We start from the raw sequence: 25,387 nt of genomic DNA on the forward strand, positions 1-25,387 counted from the left end.
CGCACGGGGTTCACCCATGACTTATTTTGTGAAGTTGCTTGCTCAAGGATTCCAAGCAAGTCAGGGGCAAGGCTTTATTCGTTTTGTATCTAAGATGTCTTCGATTGGAGTGGGTTTAGGCTGTGCTGCTCTGATCATCTTGTTATCAGTAATGAACGGTTTTGAAAATGAGCTCAGAAGCAAGCTCTTAAACCTAGTGCCTCATGCTGAATTTATTCAGGTAGGTGATCAAGGTATATATTTGCCTGATGATGCAAAATCTCGGTTAAGAGATGATCCGCGACTCAAGCAGGTTTTTCAACTAAACAAAGCGACCGCTTTATTGCAAAGCGGGAATAAAATAAAATCAGCAGAAGTAACAGGTATGAACGAGCGCTACCATGCTGCGAAATATGCGAAGGTCTTTGATTTTTCTGTACTTAGCCCTAGGCAAACAGAAAGTGAGAATGATCTTGAGATACTACTAGGTATCGAGGTGATGAACGCGCTTGACCTACAGGAAGGTGACAAGGTTCAATTGCTATTGCCCCAAACTAACCAAGAGCTGAGTTTTAAAACGCCTATCAGTGCTTGGTTTACGGTAGTGGGAGCGGTCTCTTTGGGCGGAGAGCTGGACAATTTTGTCGCATTTGTTGATAACGATGATTTAGCTCAACTACTTAACTTACACTCCCCAAATAGCACACATGTAGAATTTCAATTACACGATCCTTTTTTGGCTCAATCCTTTGTACGAGAGCATGGTTATCAATTCGACCAAGCGATTTATATGTCTAGTTGGTTTTTGAGCAAAGGGCATTTGTATCATGATATTCAGTTAGTTAGAGTCGTGATATACATTGTTTTGTTTTTGTTAATATGCATTGCTTGCTTCAATGTTGTATCTTCGTTAGTCATGTCGGTAAAAGAAAAAAGCAAAGCGATTGCCATCCTGAAAACAATGGGGGCAACACAAGCGCAAATCAGGCAAATATTTATTCTTAAAGGGATCAGAAGCACGTTTATTGGTGCACTTATTGGCTGTTGCGTAGGAACGCTGCTCAGCGTGTATTTACCCAATATTGTCAACGCGGTTGAGAATCTTACAGGTTGGACTGTACTAGATGCGGGTATTTACTTTACGAGTACTATCCCATCAAAAGTCATCTGGTGGAACGTCTTGCTCACATTCAGTGTGGCGGTGACTATAGGCTTATTTGCCACCTTGTATCCTGCTAGTAAAGCGGCAAATATGCAGCCAACTGCTCACTTAAGCTAGAACAACGTTGAGTGTTACTGAAATAGAAAAAGGGCTTACTACGTAACGTCAGGTGTGACAGTAGGAAGAATAAAAGGCTCACCAAATAGTGAATTCAGGTGTAGCTAAAGGGCAAGAAGGGGCTCACCATAAGGTAAAGTCGCCGTAAACCCATCCATGGGGGCTCCACAAAGGCATCCATGCCTTTGAGGCTTTACCTTATGGTGAGCCCCTTCTTGCCCATTAACTACACCCGACTCAAGTTAGACTTGATGCAATGATTTACTCATGCGGTTTTATTGGCCATTGCTGAAGGTTCGCCATTTGGAACGACTTCAATTTCAGAATCCATATCATTATAAACCGTCTCGTCCAATGCACCTTCAGATTTTGCAACGATACAAGTCACCGTGCAATCGCCTGTGACATTAACGACAGTTCTGGTCATATCCAGCAAGCGATCAATACCGATAATTAAGGCTATGCCTTCTACTGGCAGGTTGACTTGTTGCAATACCATAGCGAGCATGATTAAGCCTACGCCGGGAACACCTGCCGTGCCAATAGACGCTAAGGTCGCCGTGGCGACTACCGTTAAGATTTGAGGCATAGTTAGGTCAATGCCGTAAACTTGTGCTATAAATACCGTTGCTACCCCTTGCATGATGGCAGTGCCATCCATGTTAATTGTCGCACCCAAGGGAACAGTAAATGAAGCGACGCTGTTATCTACTCCCAGCCTTTTGTTAGCCGTCGCAAGAGTAATGGGTAAGGTTGCGTTACTGCTCGATGAACTAAAGGCAAACATAGCGGTATCTTTCATTTTGATGAGTAAGTTTTTGGGGTTAAGTCTGGCAAATAAGGTCAACAGCAGGGGATAGGTGACAGCTGCATGCACAATGAGCACAACAAAAACTAAGATGAAGTAAAGGAAGATATTGCCAAAATCCCTAAGCTCAATTGTACTCGCTAATTTCGCTATCAAGAAAAAGACGCCATAAGGTGCTAGGTTCATGATGATTGTGACAATTTTCATGATGACATCATTTAACATGTCAAACCCGCTACGCACTTTACGGCCACTTTCACCACTCAGCGAAATGGCAATCCCGACCAGAATAGAGAAAACGATAATTTGCAGCATGTTGCCTTCTGCCATTGAATCAATGGGATTGGAAGGAAACATGTTAATTATGACATTAGCAAACCCTGGTGATTCTTTTGCCGCAAACGTGGCTTGCTCTGTGGCAGAAAATCCAGCCCCTGGTTGCACGATCAGTGCCGCCACCAAGGCAACGGTAATTGCAATGGCGGTGGTCATTAAGTAAAGCGCAACGGATTTGCCGCCCAAACGTCCTAGCTTTGCCGGATCGGATAAGCTGGAAACACCACAAACTAAAGAGACAAAAACAAGCGGGACGACAAGCATTTTTAAGCTTTTTACAAAGACGGTGCCGCCTATGTTGAATATCCCTTCAACGAAGAAGCCATAAATAGAAAAAGTCATACCAAAAAATGGAATGCTCACGTCATCAGAGCCGTTTCCGAACACGTTACGAAGTATTTGCAGAAATGCGCCTATTATGATTCCAGCCCCCATGCCGATAAAGATTTTGAGGGTCAGATTTGATTTTTTTGCCGTTTCAGACATACGAAGACCTTATTATTTTGGTTATGTGTCTTGATACCAAAGGTTAACAACAATGGCATAAAAGCTAAAGATACTTTGCTAAATTAAATCGATATTACTGCCAATCGAGCTTTTAAGCGATAAAACAGGTTTTAAACATGAAACACAGTATACGCACAATTTGGTTTATTTCAGTGGCTTTGCTACTTTTTGCATGTGGCGGGGGTGGAGAGCCTCTTGAGCGCACTGATACAGGGGCAACGCCTACGCCAGCTCCTACACCAAATCCTGATCCAACTCCGGACACACCTAGTTTCAGCCTAAGCCTATCTTTGCTTGACGCCGATGGAGAGAATGCATCGCAAGTCAGTAGCAATATGCCGCTTACCGTTCAAGCTACACTTACAGACCAAGATGGTCAAGCCGTAGCACAGGAGCTTGTGACCTTTTCATTTAACACACCTGATCTTGCGCGCTTTGACAATGATACAGGCACCGCGTTAACCAATGCGGAGGGTGTAGCGGTCATCCAAATTTTTGCCGCGACGTTGGCTGGAAGTGGAAATGTGAATGCGACGATTGACGCCGGTGTGAGTGCTTCAATCGGTTTTACTTCAAGCCCTACCAATACCAGTTTTAACTTAACTGTGACGATGGTGGATGAAAATGGTTTATCTTCGACACTCGTAGAAGACGGTGCTCCGCTTACCGTTAACGCTTTGGTCACCAATCAGGACGACCAACCTGTGAACAATGAACTGGTTACATTTGTCTTTAGTCAAGATGACTTAGCTAGATTTGGCAATGATACAGGTACCGCACTAACCAATGAAAATGGGATCGCGAGCATCAACATTTATGCTGAAAGCCTTGCTGGCAGTGCCAACATAACAGCAAGCATTGCAGCAGGAAATGAACAAACTGTAGGGTTTACATCCGCAGGGTCTAGACAACAACAGCCTTCAACCTTGGAATTATTTGCCAATAACATACAACTTCCCTCAAGCGGTTCGGACCAAATCGAACTGATCGCTGTCGTTAAAAATGACAAAAACATTTTGTTGAGTGATATTCCAGTTTCCTTTTCGGCTAATCAAAATTCATCACTATCGTCTGTAGATTTAGCGACCGGTGAAGACGGTACGGCAAGAGCATTATTGTCTACTCAAAACAACCCTGAAAATCGTGTTATCACGGTTGTTGCGTCGACTACAACGCTGACACAAGAGCTACAAATTAATGTCGTCGGCACGGAAATCAATTTGAATGGAGCGTCTTCGGTGATCATTGATGATGTCTCACCTATTACTATTATCGTTTCAGACTCAGATGGGAAAGGTATAGCTGATCAAGACGTTCAATTGACTACCGATTTAGGGGTGCTCAGCGAAACCGAAGTAAAAACAGGCGCCAATGGGCAAGTCACGGTTAACTATTCTTCGTCATCAGCGGGGCAGGCGACCATCGTCGCCTCGGCTTTAAATGCAAGTACAGAGTTTAGTGTCGCAATTCAACAAGATGACTTTAGTTTTTCGGCGCTACCAGAAGGTGAAATTGAACTTAACCAAAGCAATAACCTGACACTCAGGTGGTTTAAAAATGGTATCCCGTTTGCGAACGGGGATGTGATTGTTACCTCCTCTAGAGGCAATATCACTGTTAACGGTGTTGACACAAATGAAACCCGTACAGACAGCAATGGGCTTGCTGTGGTACAAATCAGCTCTGCCTTTGCTGGTCCAAGCTCTATTTCCGCAGTAGGTACCGATACTAACGGAGAAACGGTCACCGCCAGAGCGACGGTCGAATTTATTGCAACTAACCCGAATAATATTTCGGTTGATGCAACCCCTGATTTAGTCGGTCCAGAAGGGCAAACTTCAACCATTACTGCGATTGTAAGGGATGCCGCTGGTAACCTAGTAAAAGGGACAACGGTTGATTTTACTATCGTAGCCGACTCGACTGGCGGGAGTATCTCACCTAATACAGCAATCACTGATTCCAATGGTATTGCAACCACGGTATATACATCTAACGCGGTAAGTTCGGAAAATGGCATTTTGATAAAAGCGAGTAGTGGAAATGCTGAGGGTGAGACAAACCTAACAGTAGGGGATCGAGCCTTCGATATATCTCTTGGTACTGGTAATATCATTCAATCTCCAGATAACGCCTCCTACCTCAAAGAGTTTGCCGTTTTTGTAACAGATGCTGCTGGCAGACCGATTGCTGGCGCTGACCTAACAGTTACTGGTACACCGTCGTTGAGAAACGCATACAGTAAAGGCGTTTGGATGTGGAGTACTGATGCCAATAGTTGGGTATCTCTAGTTTCAGTATTTTGTGATTCAGAGGATAGTTTTGTTGAGAACAACAATCGACTAGACGCAGGGGAAGACTTTAATGGAGATGAATTGCTCACACCAGGCAATGTTGCCGCCGTCTCCTTTAAGGACGGAATATCGCGAACGGATGACTTTGGGCAGGCTACTGTTGAGGTTCGTTATCCTAGGCAGTTTGGCGAATGGGTAACGATTGATTTAAAAGTTTTTGGTCAATCCCTAGGCACAGAATCCTCAGAGGTACAACGGTATACCTTGCCAGTTGCAGCTGCTGACTTAACTGATAGAGCGAGCCCACCACCCGCAAATCCATTCGGTATGAATGCGGTGTGCAGCGACACAAATTAGATAAAAATCGAAAGCTCATAACAAGCCCTCGAAGTAAACGAGGGCGCTATGATATCTCTCAAGGTTAACTATCTTTGAAAGGGGTAAACAGAGCCTAATGCCAATATTTGCGTGAGTTCATCAAGCGCAGTGCGGCTTTCGAGCAGTAAATTGGGGTCAGCTAAATCACTTGCAGACAGTCGGTCTCGGTAGTGCTTATTCACCCAATCACACAATTCTAGGTACTTGCTATCGTTTATTAAACAAGATTGATTGACCGCCTTGCGTTCAGTGCTGTTTAAAACCACGCGTAACCTTAAACATGCGGGACCACCGCCATTTTGCATGCTCTGTTTCACATCAAAAAAGTGTACATCTGTTATGGGGTTATCACGCTCCACAACTTCCCTCAGATAGTCTGCAACTTGCTTATTTTCATTACACTCTGTTGGCGCAATAATGACCATATTACCATTCGGTAAGTTAATCAGTTGCGTATTAAATAAGTAGCTTTTTATCGCGTTTTCGACACTGACTTCGTGGCTTTTTACTTCAACAAAATGAAATACATTTTTCGAAAAAAACGCCTCTTTTAGCTGACTTTGTAATACATCGGTATTTAAAAAAGCCTGTTCATGATAAAAAAGTACGTTTTTATTTCCAACGGCAATCACATCGTTATGAAATACACCTTGATCAATTAAATCAGGGTTTTGTTGCGCAAAAATCGTTTTTGCTGGATCGAGTTGATGCAGTCGGGCAACCGCTTGACTGGCCTCCAATGTTTGACGCGCAGGAAATTTTTTGGGCGCGGGAGCTGAATTTGAAAAAGCTTGCTTACCGTAAACAAATAACTCAATACCCGCATCGCCGTAATCACTGCATAAGCGCGTATGATTAGCTGCACCTTCATCACCAAAATGATCGTTTTCAGGCAGATGTTGATGATGGGAGAAGTGCAATTCATCTGGGAAAACAGCTTTTAGAATGGTACCTGTCGTATCAGGTTCGATAGCGCGATGGAACTTATTGGTTAAATTTGCTGGCGTAAAATGAACACGTTTATCTTCGGTGTCCGCACTTGGCGATACGGTAGCTGCATTGGCTGTCCACATGCTGGAAGCAGAGCTAGTGGCAGCGAGTAAGTATGGCGCCTGAGCACTCGCCGTCTCTAGTACATTTTGCTCAGAGCCACTAAAACCTAAACGCCTGAGTGTATTGATATCGGGGCGAGCTTGTGGTGCCAAGACACCTTGTGTCATGCCCATGTCGTGAAGTGCCTTCATTTTTGCTAGACCTTGTAATGCGGCTTGCTTGGGATTACTGCTAGCGCTGGCATTAGATTGTGAAGCAATATTACCGTAAGACAGACCCGCATAATTGTGGGTAGGCCCAACCAGCCCGTCAAAATTGACTTCTATTGAAGACACAATTTCACTCCTATTTTGGTTTTTACTCAAAACGAGTTTATTAAAAGTTAAGCTTAGTAAACTCGTAGTATAATTCGACGATTATACGAGTATTATTTTTTATTCCAATCTTTTAATATAGAAAAACTTAGTAAAAACAATAGCTTTGATGGTTTATCCAAAGATAAATATATAGAACAACTTGTTTTCTATTCACTTTGTAGATATATGTTAAAAAAGAAGAATTAATCTACACTTGTCTAATTTCAATAATTGTTTTTTTCAAGTGTCTAATTTATATAAGGTTTTTGATATAAATGGGTAAATCCCTTGTTATAGTAGAGTCGCCAGCAAAAGCAAAGACGATAAATAAATATTTAGGCAAAAACTTTGTTGTAAAGTCCAGTGTTGGTCATGTCAGAGACTTGCCAACTAAGTCTCTAGGTTTGGTTCCGCCTAAAAAAACAGCAAAAGAATTAAAAGAATGGACCGAGAATAAAAAACAAAAATATTTAAAAGAATACGAATACAAAAAGCTCGTTGACCGTATGGGCGTCGATCCACAAAATGATTGGAAAGCGCACTACCAAGTCTTGCAAGGTAAAGAAAAGGTCGTCAGCGAACTCAAAAAGCTAGCAAAAGATGCAGACACCATTTATCTCGCGACCGATTTGGATAGAGAAGGGGAAGCCATTGCATGGCATCTTCAAGAGCTGTTAAAAGGCAACAACAAGCAGTTTCAGCGGGTTGTATTTAACGAGATCACCAAAACCGCCATTCAGGAAGCGTTTTCTCACCCTAGTGAACTAAATATTGAAAGAGTAAATGCACAACAGGCGCGTCGCTTTCTAGACAGGGTAGTGGGTTTCATGTTGTCTCCACTGCTTTGGAAGAAAGTGGCCAGAGGGCTGTCTGCAGGCAGAGTGCAATCTGTGGCGGTGCGTCTAGTTGTAGAACGTGAGCGAGAGATTAAAGCCTTTGTACCAGAAGAATTTTGGGATATTCATGCGGATTTGCACACCCAGAAAGGCGATTCACTTAAAATGTTGGTCGCCAAGCAAGATGGTAAGGCGTTTAAGCCACTCAACAAAACGCAAGCTGAACAGGCCGTAGAACAGCTAGAACAAAGCAAATATGAAGTGGTGAGTCGTGATTCTAGACCTACGCAAAGTAAGCCTTCTGCACCGTTTATTACTTCGACTTTGCAACAAGCTGCTAGTACAAGGCTGGGTTTTGGCGTTAAAAAAACCATGATGATGGCGCAGCGTTTGTACGAAGCCGGGCATATTACCTACATGCGTACAGATTCGACAAATTTGAGTGCAGAGGCAGTTGAAACCTGTCGTGCTTATATTAGTGATAACTATGGCAATCAGTACTTACCTCAATCTCCAATAATATACGGCAGTAAAGAGGGCGCACAAGAAGCGCACGAAGCAATTCGACCAAGTAATGTCGTCATCAAATCAACTAGCCTTTCAGATATGGAAAACGATGCAAAGCGTTTGTATGACCTTATCTGGCGCCAGTTTGTTGCCTGCCAAATGACAAATGCCAAATATGATTCAACAACTATTCGGGCATCTGGGGTGCCGAGCGGCAACACAGAATTTGAATTGACGGTGAAGGGAAGGGTGCTCATTTTTGATGGCTGGACCACTGTGCTGTCGCAAATAAAGAAAAAGGACGACAAAGATACGGAACTGCCCAATGTCAAGCCAGGCGATGTGTTGCAGTTAAAACACTTGGATCCCAAACAACACTTTACTAAACCGATTGCACGTTTTAACGAAGCTTCACTAGTAAAAGAACTCGAAAAGCGCGGAATTGGTCGCCCCTCTACGTATGCAAGTATTATCTCGACGATTCAGGACCGAGGTTATGTAAAGCTAGACAATAAACGTTTTTATGCAGAAAAAATGGGCGAAATCGTCAATGATCGCTTGGTAGAAAATTTTTCAGACCTAATCTCTTACGATTTTACTGCTAATATGGAGCAGCACTTAGATGACATCGCCTACGGTGAATTGAGTTGGAAACAAGTTCTCAATCAGTTCTACGATAATTTTTCTACTAAGCTGAGTAAAGCTGAACTCGATAGCGAACAAGGAGGAATGCGGCCTAATCAAGCTGTTCCAGTCGATGTAGAATGCACTAAGTGTGGTCGTCAAATGAACTTGAGAACAGCAAGTACAGGCGTCTTTTTGGGATGCTCCGGATACAATCTACCACCTAAAGAACGCTGTACGAATACTATGAATCTCACTCCAGGAGAAGAAGTCGTCAGCGCCTCAGAAGAAGAGCTTGAAACGGAAGTACTCCGCGCTAAAAAACGTTGTTCAATATGTGATACAGCGATGGATAGTTATCTTGTTGACGAGAATAGACGCCTGCACATTTGTGGCAATACGCCAACATGCCCTGGATTTGAAATCGAATCCGGTAGCTTTAAACTCAAAGGCTACGATGGACCCGTGATTGAGTGTGACAAATGCCAAAGTGATATGGAATTAAAAAATGGACGCTTTGGTAAGTACTTTGGTTGTACCAATGAATCATGCAAAAACACCCGCAAGCTACTAAAAAATGGTGAAGCAGCGCCACCTAAGGAAGACCCTGTGCACTTGCCTGAACTCGCCTGTGCAAACTCGGAGGCTTATTTTGTGTTAAGAGATGGTGCAGTAGGTATATTTTTAGCGGCATCAACATTTCCTAAGTCAAGAGAAACGCGTGCGCCACTGGTGAGTGAGTTAAAACGTTTTCGAGAGCGCTTATCGCCAACGTTTTATTATCTAGCGGATGCGCCCGAAAAGGATCCCGATGGCAACCCCGCGATTGTTCGTTTTAGCAGAAAAACAAAACAACAGTATATTATGTCTGAGCTTAAACCTAGCAAAGGAGAGAGCAAGGCAAAGGCTTCAGGTTGGTCAGCTTGGTATAAAGACGGTAAGTGGGTGGTTGAAGACAAACGTAAAAAGTAGCTGTTAGGTGGGTTAGCATTGGGAGGCCTTATTTTGTCGCAAAATTTATTTTTCATGGAAAAAAAATCAAAGCGTATATGGATATACTCGTAGCGGTTTTGCGACCAAATAAGGACGCTCCCAATTGTAGCCTCCGTAAAAACGCTATACATTATACGAGTTTGCGCTTTGCAATGGACTTTGCTTAGGTTAGTATCCCTAGTTGAATTTTCTAGCAGTTACTGGAGGTCACGATGAGACTGTTAAAAAAAGTCAGCCTTTGTTCGCTGTTTTTAGTGGTAGGCATGGCTCAGGCAAGTACTACGCCGATCTTGGCAGATGGTAAAGCCGTTTCTCCGTATGAATTGAGCTTATCCTTTGGCAAAAAAGTTATTACCGATAAAAAGCAAAAAACCGCAAAAGGCTCGCTCATTGCGACACCATTTACCGAAGACGAGGTGAGCGGCGTTCGCTTCAAGTGGCGTCCTCGAGGCGTTAAAAATCAATGGGGTAGTGCAGATACGAATGTCCATACTATAACAGTGATTAACCGCCAGATGCATGCTAATTTGGGCGATAATTATCAATCTAAAGCCTTGAACATTAGAACAAAAGTCCTGCGAAAGCCCGATGAGCTTGTCGAGCTAACGATGGAATGCAAATGGGATTGGAAGTGTAGAGCGAGTGTTCAACTTAAATCTGTATTGTCTCGTTTACCGGTTGGAGAGTGGTCTAATGTGACGATTCCAATGGCTTGTTTTGACCAAAGCAAAATTGATTTGTCAGCCGTCACTACACCTTTCATGTTGCATACTTCAGGCAAAATGGAGTTGGAAATTTCTTCTGTCGAAGTCATTACCTTGTCCCAAGCTGTTAATCAGTGCTAAACACAATAGTTTAGCGGACTCAAATCTAAGACAAAAAAAACGCCCTTGTTCTACAAGGGCGTTTTTTAGTTGTATATACCTTTAGTCTACAGAGGCTGGAGTGGTAATTGGTGCGCTGGCATTTGACCTTGCATTGGCGATAATAGCGGGTATCCGCGTACCAGCAATCTCCTTGCGATCACTTTCTTTCATAATCGGATGGGTATCAGACATGGGTGGCATAGTGATACTGTCAGGACGAGCCATAGGGTGTGAGGTAAATTCCCAAGCTTTCGTAATGATGTTATTAGTCTCAGCCTGAGATGAATTATCACTGCTTACTCCAGTATCGCTCTCTGCAGAAATGTTTTCACTCGTATTTGTTTCCAGTGGCATTTCTGTTTGTACAGGTTGCGCCACTACATTTTCTTCTGAGCTTTCGTGAATGACAGGGTCAGAGTTATCAAAGGATAATTCTGCTTGTTGCACGTCGTCTGAGAGCTTGGCTTCTGTCGTTGTAGTATCTATTGTTGCGCCCCCCCTTTTCGCATCAGGTGTTTCTTTTAGCTCAGACGCTGTGTCAGTGTCAGGGGCTGCTTCTAACTCTGCAGTGCTTTCTTTCTCTTGTTTGCGTTTTTGTCCTGCTACGCGTGTGTGCCGAGGTGTACGCCTTGTTCTCACACGTCCCGTGGTCGCTTTATCTTCTTTAGCTTCAGCTTTCTCTTCTGACTCCGCTTCCACTGCAGAAGTAGAAACATCACTTGTGCTTGCAGGCTTCGTGTTTTCTTCTACCGCTTTTTGATTTGGAGAAGTCACTTCAAGTGATTCTGCTTGTTTTTCAACAGCTGGCGCTTCAGCTACCGGTGTTGTTACCGAATCAGGAACTTGTGGCTTAGTTTCAGCGGAAATTACAGCTGTATTATTTTCTTCCAAAACCTTGTCACTGACTGGCGCATCGTCTTTTACTCGTACACTAGGACGTTCGGCGCGTTTATTTCTGCGTTGCGCCGGTTTTTTACGCTGTTGAGGCTTGCGTTGTGCTTGCTTATCTTGATTGTTAGCACTGTTGCCCCGAGATTGTTTGGCTTTGTCTTGATTAGTACGTTCCTGCTTAGTGTTGCGATCCTGCTTATTCTCGGTGCGCTTATCTTGCCCTTCAGGTTTGTTTTGACCATCGTTGTTGCGAGCATTGCGATTCTGGCGGCCACGATTGTTTTGTCGGCGTTTGTCATTTTTACCGTTTCTGCGATTTTGTTGACGCCCTTTTGCTTTAGGTTTTTCCTTTTCTTCTTCAAACAACTTGCTAAACCAAGCGCCTAGTTTAGCCAATAAGCCAGGAGACTGTTTGGTTTCCTGTTTTACAATAGGTGCTTGAGTAGGTGCTGTCATACCTTGCAAAGCAGGTTCTTCACGTTTGATAACTTGAGCGTTGCTTGACTCTTTTACTTCTTCAGTAGCTTGAACCAACTCTAAATTATAACTATGCTCAGTCACGACATCAGCTGTTTTACGTCTAACAATTTGGAATTTAGGCGTCTCTAAATTCGGGTTGGGGATAATAAGCAAGTTGACTTTCTGACGCTTTTCCAAACTCTGCACTGCGGCGCGCTTTTCATTGAGTAAATAAGTTGCAACTGATATTGGTAATTGTGCTTCAATTTGACCCGTATTATCCTTGATACTTTCCTCTTCCAAAATCCGAAGTACGGCCAATGCAGTTGATTCAATGCCGCGTATCGTGCCATGCCCATCGCAACGAGGACAGACAGTATGCGCGGATTCTCCTAGAGAAGGGCGCAAGCGTTGGCGACTCATTTCGAGCAAACCAAAGCGCGAAATTTTACCGAGTTGAATGCGCGCACGATCACTGCGCACCGCATCTTTCATGCGGTTTTCCACTTCTCTTTGGTGTTTGACTGGAGACATGTCAATAAAGTCTATGACGACAAGGCCGCCAAGATCTCTCAGTCGTAACTGTCTGGCAATTTCATCTGCCGCTTCTAAATTTGTATTTAACGCTGTTTCTTCTATATCTCCGCCTTTTGTCGCTCTGGCAGAGTTAATGTCAATAGAAGTCAGTGCTTCCGTAGGGTCGATAACGATCGAACCACCTGATGGTAAACGCACCTCACGTTGAAAAGCGGACTCAATTTGGCTTTCAATTTGGTAGTGAGAAAATAAAGGCACTTCTCCGCGATACAACTTTACTTTACTAACAAAATCCGGGCGGACAAGCTCTATATGTTTTAGCGCTTGCTCGTAAACACCTTGTTTGTCAATTAAGATTTCGCCTATATCTCGGCGAAGGTAGTCACGAATAGCTCTAACTATAACGTTGCTTTCTTGATGAATTAAAAATGGGGCTGGCTTCGCATCGGCTGCCGTAGATATTTGTTCCCAGTAGTGTTTGAGAACGTTTAAATCCCACTTCAGCTCATCCGCAGATTTTCCGACGCCTGCGGTTCTCACAATCAGACCCATGCCTTGCGGGACATCTAGGCCGCTTAAGGCGGCTTTTAATTCTGTGCGTTCTTCACCTTCTATTCGGCGCGAGATACCCCCAGCACGTGGGTTGTTAGGCATGAGTACCAGATAGCTACCTGCTAAGGATATGAAGGTGGTAAGGGCTGCGCCTTTTTGTCCGCGCTCTTCTTTATCAACCTGAACAATGACTTCTGTTCCTTCAGAAATAACCTCTTTTATATTCGGTCTACCTTCAAATCGATAACCGTCAGGAAAATAGGTGCGTGCTATTTCTTTCATTGGTAAGAAGCCATGACGCTCGGCGCCGTAATCAACAAATGCGGCTTCTAAACTCGGCTCAACGCGAGTGATGGTACCTTTGTATATATTTGCTTTTTTTTGTTCGTGGCCTGGGCTTTCTATATCGAGGTCGTAGAGTTTTTGGCCGTCTACAAGGGCTACGCGCAACTCTTCTTGCTGAGTGGCGTTAATTAACATACGTTTCATATTGTCTAACTCTGTATTATACAGACTTAGCAGCAAATTATTTTGCTCAGAGTCTCACGACTGTGGGTGTGTTTCGTTCTTTATGTATTGCGTTTCAATTTATTTAAATACTAGTATCTAAAATTTCATCATTTCAAATACGGGGTGATGCTTACACTTAGTTTATTCGCTGTTAAGTCGTTCTATTTTTATCAATCTAAGGCAGCTGGCTAAAATGACGTTGTCTTTTATCTACTCTGCTTACCTATATTCAGGTCTCAGCTACCGGTAAAAATCTATGTTGCTTGAAGTTATTCAGTTTGTGGCGCAATTAAAATCATCAGATTCTAATGCCGTCCAGAACTTTTCATTTTAACTGTACACTCTATGGTCACTACAATCACACTGTAGAATAAGGCACTGAAAATGCAAAAATTTTATTCAGGTCGACTCCAAGCCGTGCGATAATATCACAATAAATTTTATTCACATATAGATTAAACACCTAAATGTCGAATTTTTTTACAATCTACCATGGCGAGATAATATAGCGGTGGATAAGGTCGAATAAATTCAAAAACGCTGCGAACATATCCATGTACGCTTTAGTTTTTCTTCCATGAAAAACAAATTTTGAATTTATTCGACCTTATCCACCGCTATATTACCTCGTCGAATACAACCCTTGAGCATACATGTCAGAAAAATTTCAACAAGTGCAGTTTCTTAGTATTACCGATGACAACGCAGGTCAACGGATTGATAACTATTTATTATCTAAACTGAAAGGTGTGCCCAAAAGTAAAATTTACAGAATTTTGCGCAAGGGTGAAGTTCGAGTTAACAAAAAGCGAGTTAAGCCAGAATACAAGTTGAATGTCGGCGATGCTGTTCGAGTTCCCCCTGTTCGCCTTGACGAAAAACAAAGTGCGCAGCCGTCAAATAAAGCCATTGATATAATCAATAAGAGCATACTGTTTGAAGACGACCGATTAATCGTGATTAACAAACCTTCCGGTATCGCTGTGCATGGCGGAAGTGGTTTAAATTATGGGGTGATTGAAGGTTTACGTGCTTCTCGAGCGCAGCAAGATTTTCTTGAACTTGTTCATCGCTTAGACCGAGACACGTCAGGTTGTCTTGTGATTGCAAAAAAACGCTCAGCACTCAGAAACCTTCATCAGCAGTTGAGAGACAATCAGGTCAACAAGGTGTATCACGCGCTAGTCAAAGGAACTTGGCCTAAACGCTTACAAAAAGTAGACGCTCCCTTGTTAAAGAACTTGTTGCAAGGTGGAGAGCGCATGGTACAGGTGCATCCTGAAGGTAAACCAAGCAAAACACTCATTAAGCTGCTGCGAACAGGCGAAAATATGTCACTCATAGAATGTAAACCTGTCACTGGGCGAACACACCAGATAAGGGTACATTGCTTACATGCTGGTCATCCGATTGCAAATGACAGTAAATATGGAGACAAAGCGTTTGATCAACGTATTAAAGATCTGAACTGCAATCGCCTTTTTTTGCATGCCTATCAACTGAGCTTTTTACATCCTCATACGGAAAAAACGGTGCATTTTACTGCGCCCTACGATCAACAATTGAAAAATGTCGTCACAAATTGGAAATAAAGCATTGGATATAAAGTACAGTCATATTATATTTGATTGGGATGGTACATTGATGGATTCATCTGCAAAAATTGTCAGCTGCATGAAACAAGCTGCGATTAAGTCAAATTTGGATGTGCCATCAGATAAGGCAATACAAAATATTATTGGTATCAGTTTAATCCCTGCCATACAGCAACTCTTCGATGTCGATATCAAGGCCGCCAATACGATTGCGGGGCACTATAAAGAAAGCTTTATTCGCAGTGATAGTATTCCGTGTCCCCTGTTTGAAGAGGTATATGACACCTTGGCTGAACTACAAGATGATTTTGTGTTGGGCGTGGCAACGGGGAAAGCGCGAAAGGGGTTAGAGAGAGCTTGGGAAAATTCATCAAGTGCTTTGTTTTTTGATGCCTCAAGATGCGCGGATGAAGCAAAAAGTAAACCCTCTCCAGATATGCTGTTGCAACTTTTGGATGTATGGCAAGTAAAAGCGGATAAGGTATTAATGGTAGGGGACACCGTTTATGACATGCAAATGGCAGAGGCAATTGGCATGCACAGACTGGCTGTATCTTATGGTGTACATGATAAAACTCGCTTAGCTAAACATAATCCCATCGGTATTATTAATAGCTTTAGTGAAATAAAACAATATCTAGGGTATTGAGTAGTATGGATAATAAAAACGTCATTTATGAGTCACTTTCACAACAAGTGTCTGCCATTACACAAGGCGAACCCGATCTGATTGCAAACTTAGCAAATATAAGCTCGATTCTTTTTTATGGTTTGGATGATATCAATTGGGCAGGGTTTTATTTGCTAAAAGATGACGAATTAGTGCTAGGGCCTTTTCAAGGTAAATCGGCATGCATTCGCATCCCACTGGGAAGAGGGGTATGCGGAACAGCAGCGGTAGAAGCCAAAGAGCAAGTTATCTATGACGTCCACACTTTTGACGGGCATATAGCATGTGATGCTGCTTCAAATAGCGAAATTGTTCTTCCAATTATAAGCAATGGTAAAGTCATCGCTGTCTTGGACATCGATAGCCCATCGGTGGGTAGGTTTGATCAGCAAGATGCGAAAGGGCTTCGTCCTATTGCTCTGCACGTTGCTTCGCTATTTAATTCTGTTGCCTGAAACAGAGTATTCAAACTCAAAAAGGTAAATAATTGAAAGATACGATTGATATCCACACGCTTTTATCAACGCCTTCAGACATGGAAGATTGGCATGACGATCCCGAAGAAGCGAGTGAAGCGCTAAACATGCTATTGCACTTAACGTATGACAAAGCAGATCAGGATATGGATACCGATAAGTTAAATGAAAAGCTAACTGCAGTATGGGAAAAATGGCACACCGATTCGAATTTAGTGGATATTGACACTGATGATTTAGTGGATTGGGTGGATCATCTTTTGAATAACTGAAATAATGACAATATAGATTTATGACTAACCATCCTTTTGATAGATATAATTAATGGAACAACAGAAGCTAACTAATACCAAAGATACACTTACATTTTTGTCTGAAAAATTTCCAAAATGCTTCATTGTAGACGGGGATGTTAAGCCATTAAAAATCGGCATTTTTAAAGACTTAGCTGCAACTTTCGAAGACTCAGAGCTGGTAAGTAAACGCCTATTGCGAATGAGCCTTCGTCACTACACAAGTAGTTGGAAATACTTAGCAGCGGTAAAAAAAGGCAACGCCCGTATTAACTTAGAGGGTGAACCCGGCGATTTAGTAGAAACCGAGCATGCAGAGCATGCTGCCGAGCAGCTTAAAGAGAGTAAAAAGCGAGCGGCTGAAAAGCGCGAAAAAGAAAAACTAGAAAAACGTAAAACGAAAAGTAGCAGATTTAAACATGTAAAGGGTGATTCAAACCGAAGTCACTCTGGAAGTAGAGACACTTCCGCAAGCAAAACCCCCGCAGTGAAAACCAAAAATACTAAGCATATTGCAGTAAAAATTGAAGAAAAAGACTTAAAACCAGGTCTTTCTGTATCAGTAAAAGTGGGTCGACAACCAATGCCAGCAGTTATTACCGAAGTTGCTAAAGACGGTATATTAGTGCAACTTAATTCAGGTATGTCGGTCAAAGTACAGCAAGATAAACTTAGGATCTTGGTCAAAGACTAATTGAGGTAATTGAATGAATGTAAAGCGTTTCGCAGCTAAAAAGCTGTTTTTAGCGACTACCTTTATCGGGTTTGCTAATTTTTACTTTGCACCTGCTTATGCAAAAGTGGCAACCGAATCTGTAGAAATTCCCGATTTAGCGCAAGAAGAACAGCATGCTAAAGCAGCCACGCGCATTTCAGAATTATTTACTCGCGCTCACTACAAAAAAGTCAGTATTGACGATGCGCTGTCTGAAAAAGTTTTTCATAAATATCTGGACGCACTCGACAACAGTAAACATTTCTTTTTAGCTAAGGACATTGAACAATTTAGCAAATATAGAGAAAAATTTGATGAGGCTATCAAAGTCGGTAATTTAGAAATTGCTTACGATATGTATTCTCTAAATCTTGAACGTCGTAGAGCGCGTTTAGAGTTTGCACTCTCCTTGTTGGAACAGGAATTTGACTTTGAAAAAGCAGGTGACAAGTTCTTTTACGACAGAGAAGATGCGCAATGGGCGCAGACAAGTCAAGAATTAGATGAAGTATGGCGTCAACGCGTAAAATATGATGCGCTGAATTTAGTACTCGCTGACAAAACGGTGGAAGAAGCTAAAACTCTGTTGAACAAGCGTTACAAGCGAGCTATCCGTCGACTTTCGCAAACGAATAGTGAAGATGTGTTTCAAACAGTCATGAATGCATTTGCGCGAAGCATCGAGGCACATACTAGTTACCTCTCCCCCAGAAATACCGAACGCTTCCAAATGGACATGAATCTCTCCCTTGAAGGCATTGGGGCAGTGCTGCGTAGCGAAGATGATCATACCGTAGTAGTGAGTGTTGTGGCTGGCGGTCCAGCGGATAAGAATGGCGAAATTAAACCACAAGATAAAATATTGGGTGTGGCACAAGAAGACGAAGAAACATACGTTGATGTAGTGGGTTGGCGTCTCGACGAAGTCGTTGAACTGATCAAGGGGCCTAAGGGAAGCTCGGTTAAATTACAGGTACAAAAAGGTGGCTCGGATAGCAAAAAAGTAATTGATGTGGCCATAACCCGTGACAAGGTCAAGTTAGAAGATAAGGCGGCAAAATCAGAAGTATATGAACAAGAAGATGGCAAAAAAATTGGTGTGATCGAAATTCCATCTTTTTATCACCGCTTACATGCTGACGTTATCAAGCTATTAAACGAATTTAATGAACAAGATGTGCAAGGTGTCATTGTAGACTTAAGAGGAAATGGCGGAGGCTCTCTTCCTGAAGCCGTTGCCTTATCTGGTCTGTTTATCGATAAAGGGCCAATTGTGCAGATTAGGCGAGAAAACGGGCATATTGAGGTTAACCGAGATAGGGATGGTTTAGTCACGTATGACGGTCCTTTAACCGTGTTAGTGGACAGATTTAGTGCGTCGGCAAGCGAAATATTTGCCGCTGCTATGCAAGACTTTAATCGAGCAATAATCATTGGCGAACAAACCTTTGGTAAAGGGACAGTTCAGCAACATCGTTCTTTAGGCCGTATTTACGACTTTTACGAAAATAAACTGGGCGCCGTACAATACACGATGGCTAAGTTTTATCGCATCAGCGGCGGCAGCACCCAGCACAAAGGGGTTAAACCTGATATCTTATATCCCAGTGCAATTGAGCCAGAAGAGTGGGGCGAGAGCAAAGAAGAGAACGCTTTGCCTTGGGACAAGATAAAGCGAGCAAACTATGTGACGGTTACAAACAGTCACAACATGATTGATGTACTTACCGCTAAACACAATGCTAGAGTCGTTAAAGACCCAGAGTTTCAGTATATCTATGATGACATCGAAGAGTATAAAAAGAATAAAGACAAGAAGTTTATCTCTTTAGTAGCGTCTGAACGAAAAGCGGAAAGTAAGAAAAATGACGAGAAACGATTGATTCGTGTCAACGAGCGCCTTGAAAGGATGGGCTTGAGTAAAGTTGAATCGCTAGAAGACGAGTTACCGGAAAAATTAGAAGAGATCGACCCGTTTTTGACAGAGGCGGTTAATATCACAAGTGATATGATAAAAACGGGCAGCTATGCTTTAAATACCCGTTCTTAAGCTGTATTAAAAAAACAGCAAGTGTAGAGGTTCAGTAAACAAAGCTCTTGTTTGTTGAGCTTTTACATTTATAGGGATAATAATAGCCAATAAAATAATAGAGGCTGTTTATCTTTGGTTATTTTTTGTGTTGGTTCTAAAATTGGATAAGCCAACTACAACGAAGTATTATCCAATTTTAGAGCCAATCCTTCGGGCTGCGGCCATTAATTCGTCACACGGCCTCTAAATTCACTCATTTGGAACCACCAAACCACGTGAATTTAGCGTTGTTTGACGAATTAATGACCGGCAGCACAAATAATAAACAAAGATAAACAGCCTCTCATAAAAATGAGGTTTTCATGGCGTCAAGAGGGCAATTTTCTTCCCGGCTAGGATTTATTCTAGCTGCGGCTGGTTCTGCAGTAGGTTTAGGGAACATTTGGGGCTTCCCCACCAAAGTTGCCGAAAATGGTGGCGCTGCATTCATCATCATGTATTTAGCAATGGCGTTTTTGTTAGCTTACCCAGTATTGATGGCTGAGTTGATTATTGGTCGCGCAAAGCGAGCAAACATGATTGACGCATTGCGCAGTATATCTGGAAACGTAATGGGTACAATTGTCGGCAGTATTGGCGCAATTACCGTGATGTTGATTCTCGCCTTTTACGCTATTGTGGCCGGTTGGATGTTGTCATACTTAGTTGAGGCACTGTTAAGTGTTATCAATGTTAGCGTACCTTGGCTTACTGCAGATTCTATTACGCGTAACCTAATTTTTACCGCTGCTTTTCTAGTTTTTACGTGTATTGTTGTGATTGGCGGGGTTAGTGCAGGGATAGAAAGATGGTCAGTGCGCCTAATGCCCACACTGTTTGTTTTGATGCTGTTGTTGATTGTCTATGTAAGTATTCAACCTGGCGCAATACAAGGTTGGAAAACACTTTTGGTACCTGATGTTTCGCGTGTTTTATCTCCAAGTCTTATGTTGGATGCAATGGGACAGGCGTTCTTTTCCATGTCTTTAGGTGTGGGTACTATGTTGGTTTATGGTTCTTATGTGCGAAAACAAGAAAACTTACCTTCACTTGGTGCATCCGTTGCGCTTGTTGATATCGGTGTTGCTATCTTAGCGGGCATGCTTATTATTCCTGCGATGTACGTCGCACTAAATAATGGTGTAGAAATTTTCAATGAAAATGGCAGTTTAATTTCTGGACCAACCCTCATCTTTTCTGTACTGCCATCCTTGTTTGAAAGCATTGGGTACGTTGGGACTGTTATCGCGTCAGCATTTTTTTTGCTTATGGTAATCGCGGCACTGACTTCCTCTATATCAATGCTGGAAGTGCCGGTTTCCTATATGGTGGACGCAAAAAAATTCTCTCGAAATCGTGCGACGCAAATAATCACCTTCGTGGTCTTTATTGCGAGCCTAGTAATTGTGTTTAACTTCGGCGCGCTATTTGGTTTGGTAATCACTATCACAACAGAATACAGCCAACCACTACTTGGTTTACTTTTGTGTATTTTTGCGGGGTGGATTTGGAAGCGCAATGAAATACTAAACGAGTTGAAAAATGGTAATGACCAAGCCGAAAATAGCTGGTTTTGGAAGATATGGCCGTGGTATGTGAAGTTACTGTGCCCTTTATTCATAGGCTTAAATTTTTACTTTTCGGTGCTATAAATTATGGATGACAAACTAATCAAAGAACCTTCACTGTTGGATTCTCTTCTCCCAATTGTTTTGTTAATCATCATGATGGGCGGAGCGGTCTTTTTATTTGGAAGTGATTCATCGTTTGGTCCCAATCAAATCGCTTTATTGACCGGTATGTTTGTCGCTTCTGTTATCGGCTTGAAAAATGGGCACACTTGGAAGTCGATTGAAAAGGGGGTAGTTAAAGGTATCTCTATGTCTCTAGGTGCCTGTTTGATTTTGATGGCAGTCGGATCACTCATTGGCACTTGGATGTTAGCCGGTACGGTGCCGACACTAATTTATTACGGTTTAGCATTACTTAATCCGAGTTTATTTTATGCTGCAGCATGCTTGGTCTGTGCGATTGTTGCGATGAGTATAGGTAGCTCTTGGACGACAGCGGCAACGGTCGGGGTCGCGTTGATAGGCGTTGCGACGGGCATGGATATGTCTCTAGCTATTACTGCAGGTGCAATTATTTCTGGTGCTTATTTTGGCGATAAGTTGTCCCCTTTGTCAGAAACCACCAACCTAGCACCTGCAATAGCCGGCACAGACCTATTTGAGCACATTAAGTACATGCTATGGACAACAGTACCAAGTTTTGTCATTGCAATGACACTCTTTATTATTATAGGTTTTCAGGCAGATACGAGTGATGCCGGTTCCAGAATCGCAGAAATGCGAACGCTCTTAGACGATAACTTTAATATTGCATGGTATACACTTATCCCATTGTTTGTATTGTTGACTCTAGCCATCAATAAAATGCCGGCCTTTCCTGCCGTAGCGATTGGCGCAGTAGTTGGCGGCATTTGGGCGGTTTTATTTCAGCAAGAACTCGTATTGTCTATGATTGACTCTACGCATGGCAATGCATTAAAAAGCCTCCAAGTAGTTTGGATAGCCATGTTTGATGGTGTGAGCTTTAGCACGGGAAATGAGGATTTAGATAGCTTGCTATCACGTGGCGGCATGTCAAACATGCTAAACACAATTTGGTTAATCATTTGTGCAATGTCGTTTGGTGCGGTGTTAGAAAGCGTGGGTTTGTTGAAATCTATCGTATCAGCCATACTCAAAGGCGCTCGCAGTGCAGGAGACATGGTGAGCCGGACGATATTGACTTGTATTGGTACTAACATAGTCACAGCCGATCAATACATTTCGATTGTTATGCCTGGTCGTATGTACAAGGAGGAATACCAAAAACGTGATCTTCATCAGCTCAATCTTTCGAGAAGTTTGGAAGATGGCGGAACCATTACCTCTCCACTTATTCCGTGGAATACTTGTGGTGCTTACATGCACGGTGTGTTACAAGTCAATCCGCTTGACTACATCTACTACGCGTTCTTTAATTTAATAAACCCGATACTTGCGGTTATCTATGCTTATTTTGGTATTAAAATATTGCGTTTAACGCCACCAAAAATCGAGATTACTCGCTAAAGGGTAATGTCACCCAAATAATAGGGCGCACTCGCGCCTTTTTGATTGTCTAGGAATACTGAGCATGACCGAGCACCTAATCAAACGTAGGCTTGATTATCAACAGCCTGATTTTTCTATTCGTTCCACTTTTTTGACCTTTGACTTATCGCCAAGCAAAACGGTTGTGACCAGTTGTTTGCATATCAAAAAAGAAAACATAAACGCGACACAACTGAAGTTAGATGGAGAGAACCTTCTGTTACTGTCGGTGAGTGTGAATGGACGTAGCTTAGGTGAATATGAATATCAATTTGATGAATATAGTTTAAGTTTGAATATTGACGAGGAAAATGTTGAACTTGAAATCACAACGCAAATTGATCCTCAGTCTAATACATCCTTGGAAGGCTTGTACTACACACAAAGCACGTATTGCACGCAGTGCGAAGCCGAAGGCTTTCGTAAAATAAGCTATTACCTTGATAGGCCAGATGTACTCTCTGTTTTTACTGTGACTATTCGCTCGAAATGCGAAACAGACAAGTTTTTATTGTCTAATGGAAATCTAGTCAAACGTTATCAAGATGGTGACACTGCCATCGCGGTCTGGCACGACCCACACCCCAAACCCAGTTATTTGTTTGCGCTAGTGGCGGGGGATTTTGATCTATTAACAGACAGCTATAGTACGCTCAGTGGTCGCCAAATTAACTTAGAGCTCTATCTAGAAAAAGGACGCTTAAAGCAAGGGCAGCACGCCTTGGACTCATTGAAAAAAGCAATGCGATGGGATGAAGAGACCTATGGTTTGGAATACGATTTAGCTGTTTATATGGTGGTAGCTGTAGATTTCTTTAATATGGGAGCCATGGAAAACAAAGGCTTAAATGTATTTAATTCGAAATTTGTACTAGCTGATCCACAAACAGCGACAGATGAAGACTATTTCAATATTGAATCTATTATTGCACATGAATATTTTCATAATTGGACTGGTAATCGTGTGACCTGCAGAGACTGGTTTCAACTCAGCTTAAAAGAGGGGCTGACTGTTTTTAGAGACCAGCAGTTTAGTGCTGATATGAGCAGCTATCTATCGACAAGGATCGCGCAAGTAAAGGTAATACGTGAACATCAATTTGTTGAGGACGCAGGCCCTATGAGTCATCCCATTCGTCCTGATGAAGTAATGGAAATGAACAACTTTTACACGGTTACTGTTTATGACAAAGGTGCAGAGGTGATCCGCATGTTACACACATTGTTGACCAAAGAGGGTTTCAGAAAAGGCATGGATTTATACTTTGCCCGTCACGATGGGCAAGCCGTAACCTGTGATGACTTTGTTGATGCAATGGCGAGTGCAAATAATGTCGATTTGAGGCACTTTCAACTTTGGTATTCTCAGAGCGGTACCCCTTTGATTAAGGTGCGAAAAGTTGGGAGTGAAAACAAAGGAAAAAGCACCACATTTGAATTTACACAAATTAACGCTGCAACACCTGACCAAGCGAATAAAAAGCCATTGTTTGTGCCTATTTCAACCAAGTTTTTAGACGAATCTGGGCAAGAGATAAAGGTGAGTAGCTTGAATAACGGCAATATCATTGTGGATCGCGATAAGGTCTCCGTTACTGTCGAAAGTGAAAACGTGACGCCGGTGTTGCTTGATAATTTTTCTGCGCCCATTATTGTCGAATATGACTACGCAATCGACGAGTTACTCCACATTATTCAGTATGCGGATTCTTCCTATGCCAAGTGGGATGCGAGCCAAGGCTTATTTATCAAATGCATACAAACCTGCTATTTAGAAGATTTTGATTCCTTAACGCAGAGAGAAACTAAGGCTGTACTCGCTAAGTACGCAAACGTGTTAAAGAGTAATTCAATTGAAAGCGATGTGCTGGCTCAACTCTTGTCCGTACCGAGTTTTGAGGCGGCTAGAGTAGGCTTGGAGAGTATCGATCCCATTCGGTTTGATGCTGCTATTCAAGCTGTTCAACAGGCTTTTGCTGATGAGCTTGGTGAATATGCTTTGTTGCGTTGCCAAGACTTTATTCAAAGTGAATATGAATACAGTACTGAGCAAGTTAATGCGCGTGCGATATATGCGGCTTGGTTAAAGTTAGCGAGTTTGAGTGAACAAGGCAAAAACGCAGCACTAGTTACTTTGCGCAAAAGGTACGCGAATGCAGATAATATGAGCGATAAATTAAACTGTTTGAAAGTCGCGCAAGCTACGAATATCGCTGTATTTGATGAACTTATGCTCAAGTTTGAGAGTGAATATACGCATGATGCCGTTATTATGGATAAGTGGTTTAGCCTGCACGCCACAGCTCGACGCAGTGATATACTGTCGCGTTTAGATTTACTCAAAGCGCATAGCCAATTTAATCAGCGTAATCCCAATAAAGTCAGAGCGTTACTTGGTAGTTTTGCGTTTTACAACCTATCAGGGTTTCACCAAAAAGACGGCTTGGGCTACAAATATGTGGCAGACTACTTGTTGCAACTTGATAAAATCAACCCGCAAGTCGCCAGTAGAATCATTACGCCTTTACTGCAATTTAAGCAATACGATGCCTCTTATAAAGCCCATATGAAACACCAGTTAGAGCGTATTTTTAATAGTAAAGAGTTGAGTAAAGATTTGTTCGAAAAAACCAGCAAAGCGCTTGCATCAGACACTTAACGG

At 42.4% G+C, this 25,387-nt stretch carries 16 protein-coding genes; 13 read left to right on the forward strand and 3 right to left on the reverse strand.

What is annotated here, in order from left to right; translation table 11 throughout:
* Positions 1-16: 16 nt before the first annotated feature.
* Positions 17-1,258 carry an FtsX-like permease family protein gene (locus ACFOHL_RS08465; protein ID WP_376919787.1) on the forward strand — a complete coding sequence of 414 codons (1,242 nt, stop codon included), beginning with the start codon at positions 17-19 and terminating at the stop codon, positions 1,256-1,258.
* Positions 1,259-1,523: 265 nt separating this feature from the next.
* On the opposite strand, the gene ACFOHL_RS08470 is transcribed toward ACFOHL_RS08465, so the two are convergent.
* Positions 1,524-2,888 carry a dicarboxylate/amino acid:cation symporter gene (locus ACFOHL_RS08470; protein ID WP_376919788.1) on the reverse strand — a complete coding sequence of 455 codons (1,365 nt, stop codon included), beginning with the start codon at positions 2,886-2,888 and terminating at the stop codon, positions 1,524-1,526.
* Between the two features lie 137 nt (positions 2,889-3,025).
* On the opposite strand from ACFOHL_RS08470, the gene ACFOHL_RS08475 reads away from it, so the two are divergent.
* Entirely contained in the window at positions 3,026-5,560 is a 2,535-nt protein-coding gene (locus ACFOHL_RS08475; protein ID WP_376919789.1) for an Ig-like domain-containing protein, read from the forward strand.
* A gap of 68 nt (positions 5,561-5,628) precedes the next feature.
* On the opposite strand, the gene astB is transcribed toward ACFOHL_RS08475, so the two are convergent.
* Positions 5,629-6,969, reverse strand: coding sequence for an N-succinylarginine dihydrolase (gene astB, locus ACFOHL_RS08480; RefSeq protein WP_376919790.1), 1,341 nt, complete (start codon positions 6,967-6,969; stop codon positions 5,629-5,631).
* Positions 6,970-7,265: 296 nt separating this feature from the next.
* Here astB and topA point away from each other — a divergent pair, with 296 nt between their 5' ends.
* Positions 7,266-9,929, forward strand: a complete 2,664-nt coding sequence (gene topA, locus ACFOHL_RS08485) for a type I DNA topoisomerase (protein ID WP_376919791.1) — start codon at positions 7,266-7,268, stop codon at positions 9,927-9,929.
* Between the two features lie 233 nt (positions 9,930-10,162).
* Positions 10,163-10,795, forward strand: coding sequence for a putative glycoside hydrolase (locus ACFOHL_RS08490; RefSeq protein ID WP_376919792.1), 633 nt, complete (start codon positions 10,163-10,165; stop codon positions 10,793-10,795).
* An 81-nt stretch (positions 10,796-10,876) separates the two neighbouring features.
* Here ACFOHL_RS08490 and rne read toward each other — a convergent pair whose 3' ends face one another.
* Positions 10,877-13,744: a ribonuclease E gene (gene rne / locus ACFOHL_RS08495; protein WP_376919793.1), complete on the reverse strand. Its 2,868-nt coding sequence runs from the start codon at positions 13,742-13,744 to the stop codon at positions 10,877-10,879.
* Between the two features lie 674 nt (positions 13,745-14,418).
* On the opposite strand from rne, the gene rluC reads away from it, so the two are divergent.
* From rluC to pepN, 9 genes are all read left to right on the forward strand, one after another.
* Positions 14,419-15,357, forward strand: coding sequence for a 23S rRNA pseudouridine(955/2504/2580) synthase RluC (gene rluC, locus ACFOHL_RS08500; RefSeq protein WP_376919794.1), 939 nt, complete (start codon positions 14,419-14,421; stop codon positions 15,355-15,357).
* On the forward strand, positions 15,335-16,009 hold the full coding sequence (locus tag ACFOHL_RS08505; protein WP_376919795.1) for an HAD-IA family hydrolase: 675 nt from the start codon (positions 15,335-15,337) through the stop codon (positions 16,007-16,009). Before rluC ends, ACFOHL_RS08505 begins: the two co-directional genes overlap by 23 nt.
* Positions 16,010-16,014: 5 nt before the next feature.
* Positions 16,015-16,485: a GAF domain-containing protein gene (locus ACFOHL_RS08510; protein WP_376919796.1), complete on the forward strand. Its 471-nt coding sequence runs from the start codon at positions 16,015-16,017 to the stop codon at positions 16,483-16,485.
* Between the two features lie 32 nt (positions 16,486-16,517).
* Complete coding sequence (locus tag ACFOHL_RS08515; RefSeq protein WP_376919797.1) at positions 16,518-16,778, forward strand: hypothetical protein; 261 nt, start codon at positions 16,518-16,520, stop codon at positions 16,776-16,778.
* A gap of 52 nt (positions 16,779-16,830) precedes the next feature.
* Positions 16,831-17,493 carry an RNA chaperone ProQ gene (proQ, locus tag ACFOHL_RS08520; RefSeq protein ID WP_376919798.1) on the forward strand — a complete coding sequence of 221 codons (663 nt, stop codon included), beginning with the start codon at positions 16,831-16,833 and terminating at the stop codon, positions 17,491-17,493.
* Positions 17,494-17,506: 13 nt separating this feature from the next.
* Positions 17,507-19,564, forward strand: coding sequence for a carboxy terminal-processing peptidase (prc, locus tag ACFOHL_RS08525; RefSeq protein WP_376919799.1), 2,058 nt, complete (start codon positions 17,507-17,509; stop codon positions 19,562-19,564).
* A 344-nt stretch (positions 19,565-19,908) separates the two neighbouring features.
* Entirely contained in the window at positions 19,909-21,237 is a 1,329-nt protein-coding gene (locus tag ACFOHL_RS08530; protein WP_376919800.1) for a sodium-dependent transporter, read from the forward strand.
* Positions 21,238-21,240: 3 nt separating this feature from the next.
* The gene (nhaC, locus tag ACFOHL_RS08535) at positions 21,241-22,704 is read left to right on the forward strand and encodes a Na+/H+ antiporter NhaC (protein ID WP_376919801.1); all 1,464 of its coding nucleotides are present in this window, start codon (positions 21,241-21,243) and stop codon (positions 22,702-22,704) included.
* Positions 22,705-22,768: 64 nt separating this feature from the next.
* Positions 22,769-25,384, forward strand: coding sequence for an aminopeptidase N (gene pepN, locus ACFOHL_RS08540; RefSeq protein WP_376919802.1), 2,616 nt, complete (start codon positions 22,769-22,771; stop codon positions 25,382-25,384).
* Positions 25,385-25,387: the final 3 nt, after the last annotated feature.

This window comes from Agaribacter flavus (assembly GCF_042646125.1).
GTDB classification, from domain to species: domain Bacteria; phylum Pseudomonadota; class Gammaproteobacteria; order Enterobacterales; family Alteromonadaceae; genus Glaciecola; species Glaciecola flavus.

Excerpts from the sequence above, each read along its gene's own strand:
- ACFOHL_RS08465 (WP_376919787.1), top strand. The coding sequence starts at position 17 with ATGACTTATTTTGTGAAGTTGCTTGCTCAAGGATTCCAAGCAAGTCAG.
- ACFOHL_RS08470 (WP_376919788.1), bottom strand. The coding sequence starts at position 2,888 with ATGTCTGAAACGGCAAAAAAATCAAATCTGACCCTCAAAATCTTTATC.
- ACFOHL_RS08475 (WP_376919789.1), top strand. The coding sequence starts at position 3,026 with ATGAAACACAGTATACGCACAATTTGGTTTATTTCAGTGGCTTTGCTA.
- topA (WP_376919791.1), top strand. The coding sequence starts at position 7,266 with ATGGGTAAATCCCTTGTTATAGTAGAGTCGCCAGCAAAAGCAAAGACG.
- ACFOHL_RS08490 (WP_376919792.1), top strand. The coding sequence starts at position 10,163 with ATGAGACTGTTAAAAAAAGTCAGCCTTTGTTCGCTGTTTTTAGTGGTA.
- rne (WP_376919793.1), bottom strand. The coding sequence starts at position 13,744 with ATGAAACGTATGTTAATTAACGCCACTCAGCAAGAAGAGTTGCGCGTA.
- rluC (WP_376919794.1), top strand. The coding sequence starts at position 14,419 with ATGTCAGAAAAATTTCAACAAGTGCAGTTTCTTAGTATTACCGATGAC.
- ACFOHL_RS08505 (WP_376919795.1), top strand. The coding sequence starts at position 15,335 with ATGTCGTCACAAATTGGAAATAAAGCATTGGATATAAAGTACAGTCAT.
- ACFOHL_RS08510 (WP_376919796.1), top strand. The coding sequence starts at position 16,015 with ATGGATAATAAAAACGTCATTTATGAGTCACTTTCACAACAAGTGTCT.
- proQ (WP_376919798.1), top strand. The coding sequence starts at position 16,831 with ATGGAACAACAGAAGCTAACTAATACCAAAGATACACTTACATTTTTG.
- prc (WP_376919799.1), top strand. The coding sequence starts at position 17,507 with ATGAATGTAAAGCGTTTCGCAGCTAAAAAGCTGTTTTTAGCGACTACC.
- ACFOHL_RS08530 (WP_376919800.1), top strand. The coding sequence starts at position 19,909 with ATGGCGTCAAGAGGGCAATTTTCTTCCCGGCTAGGATTTATTCTAGCT.
- nhaC (WP_376919801.1), top strand. The coding sequence starts at position 21,241 with ATGGATGACAAACTAATCAAAGAACCTTCACTGTTGGATTCTCTTCTC.
- pepN (WP_376919802.1), top strand. The coding sequence starts at position 22,769 with ATGACCGAGCACCTAATCAAACGTAGGCTTGATTATCAACAGCCTGAT.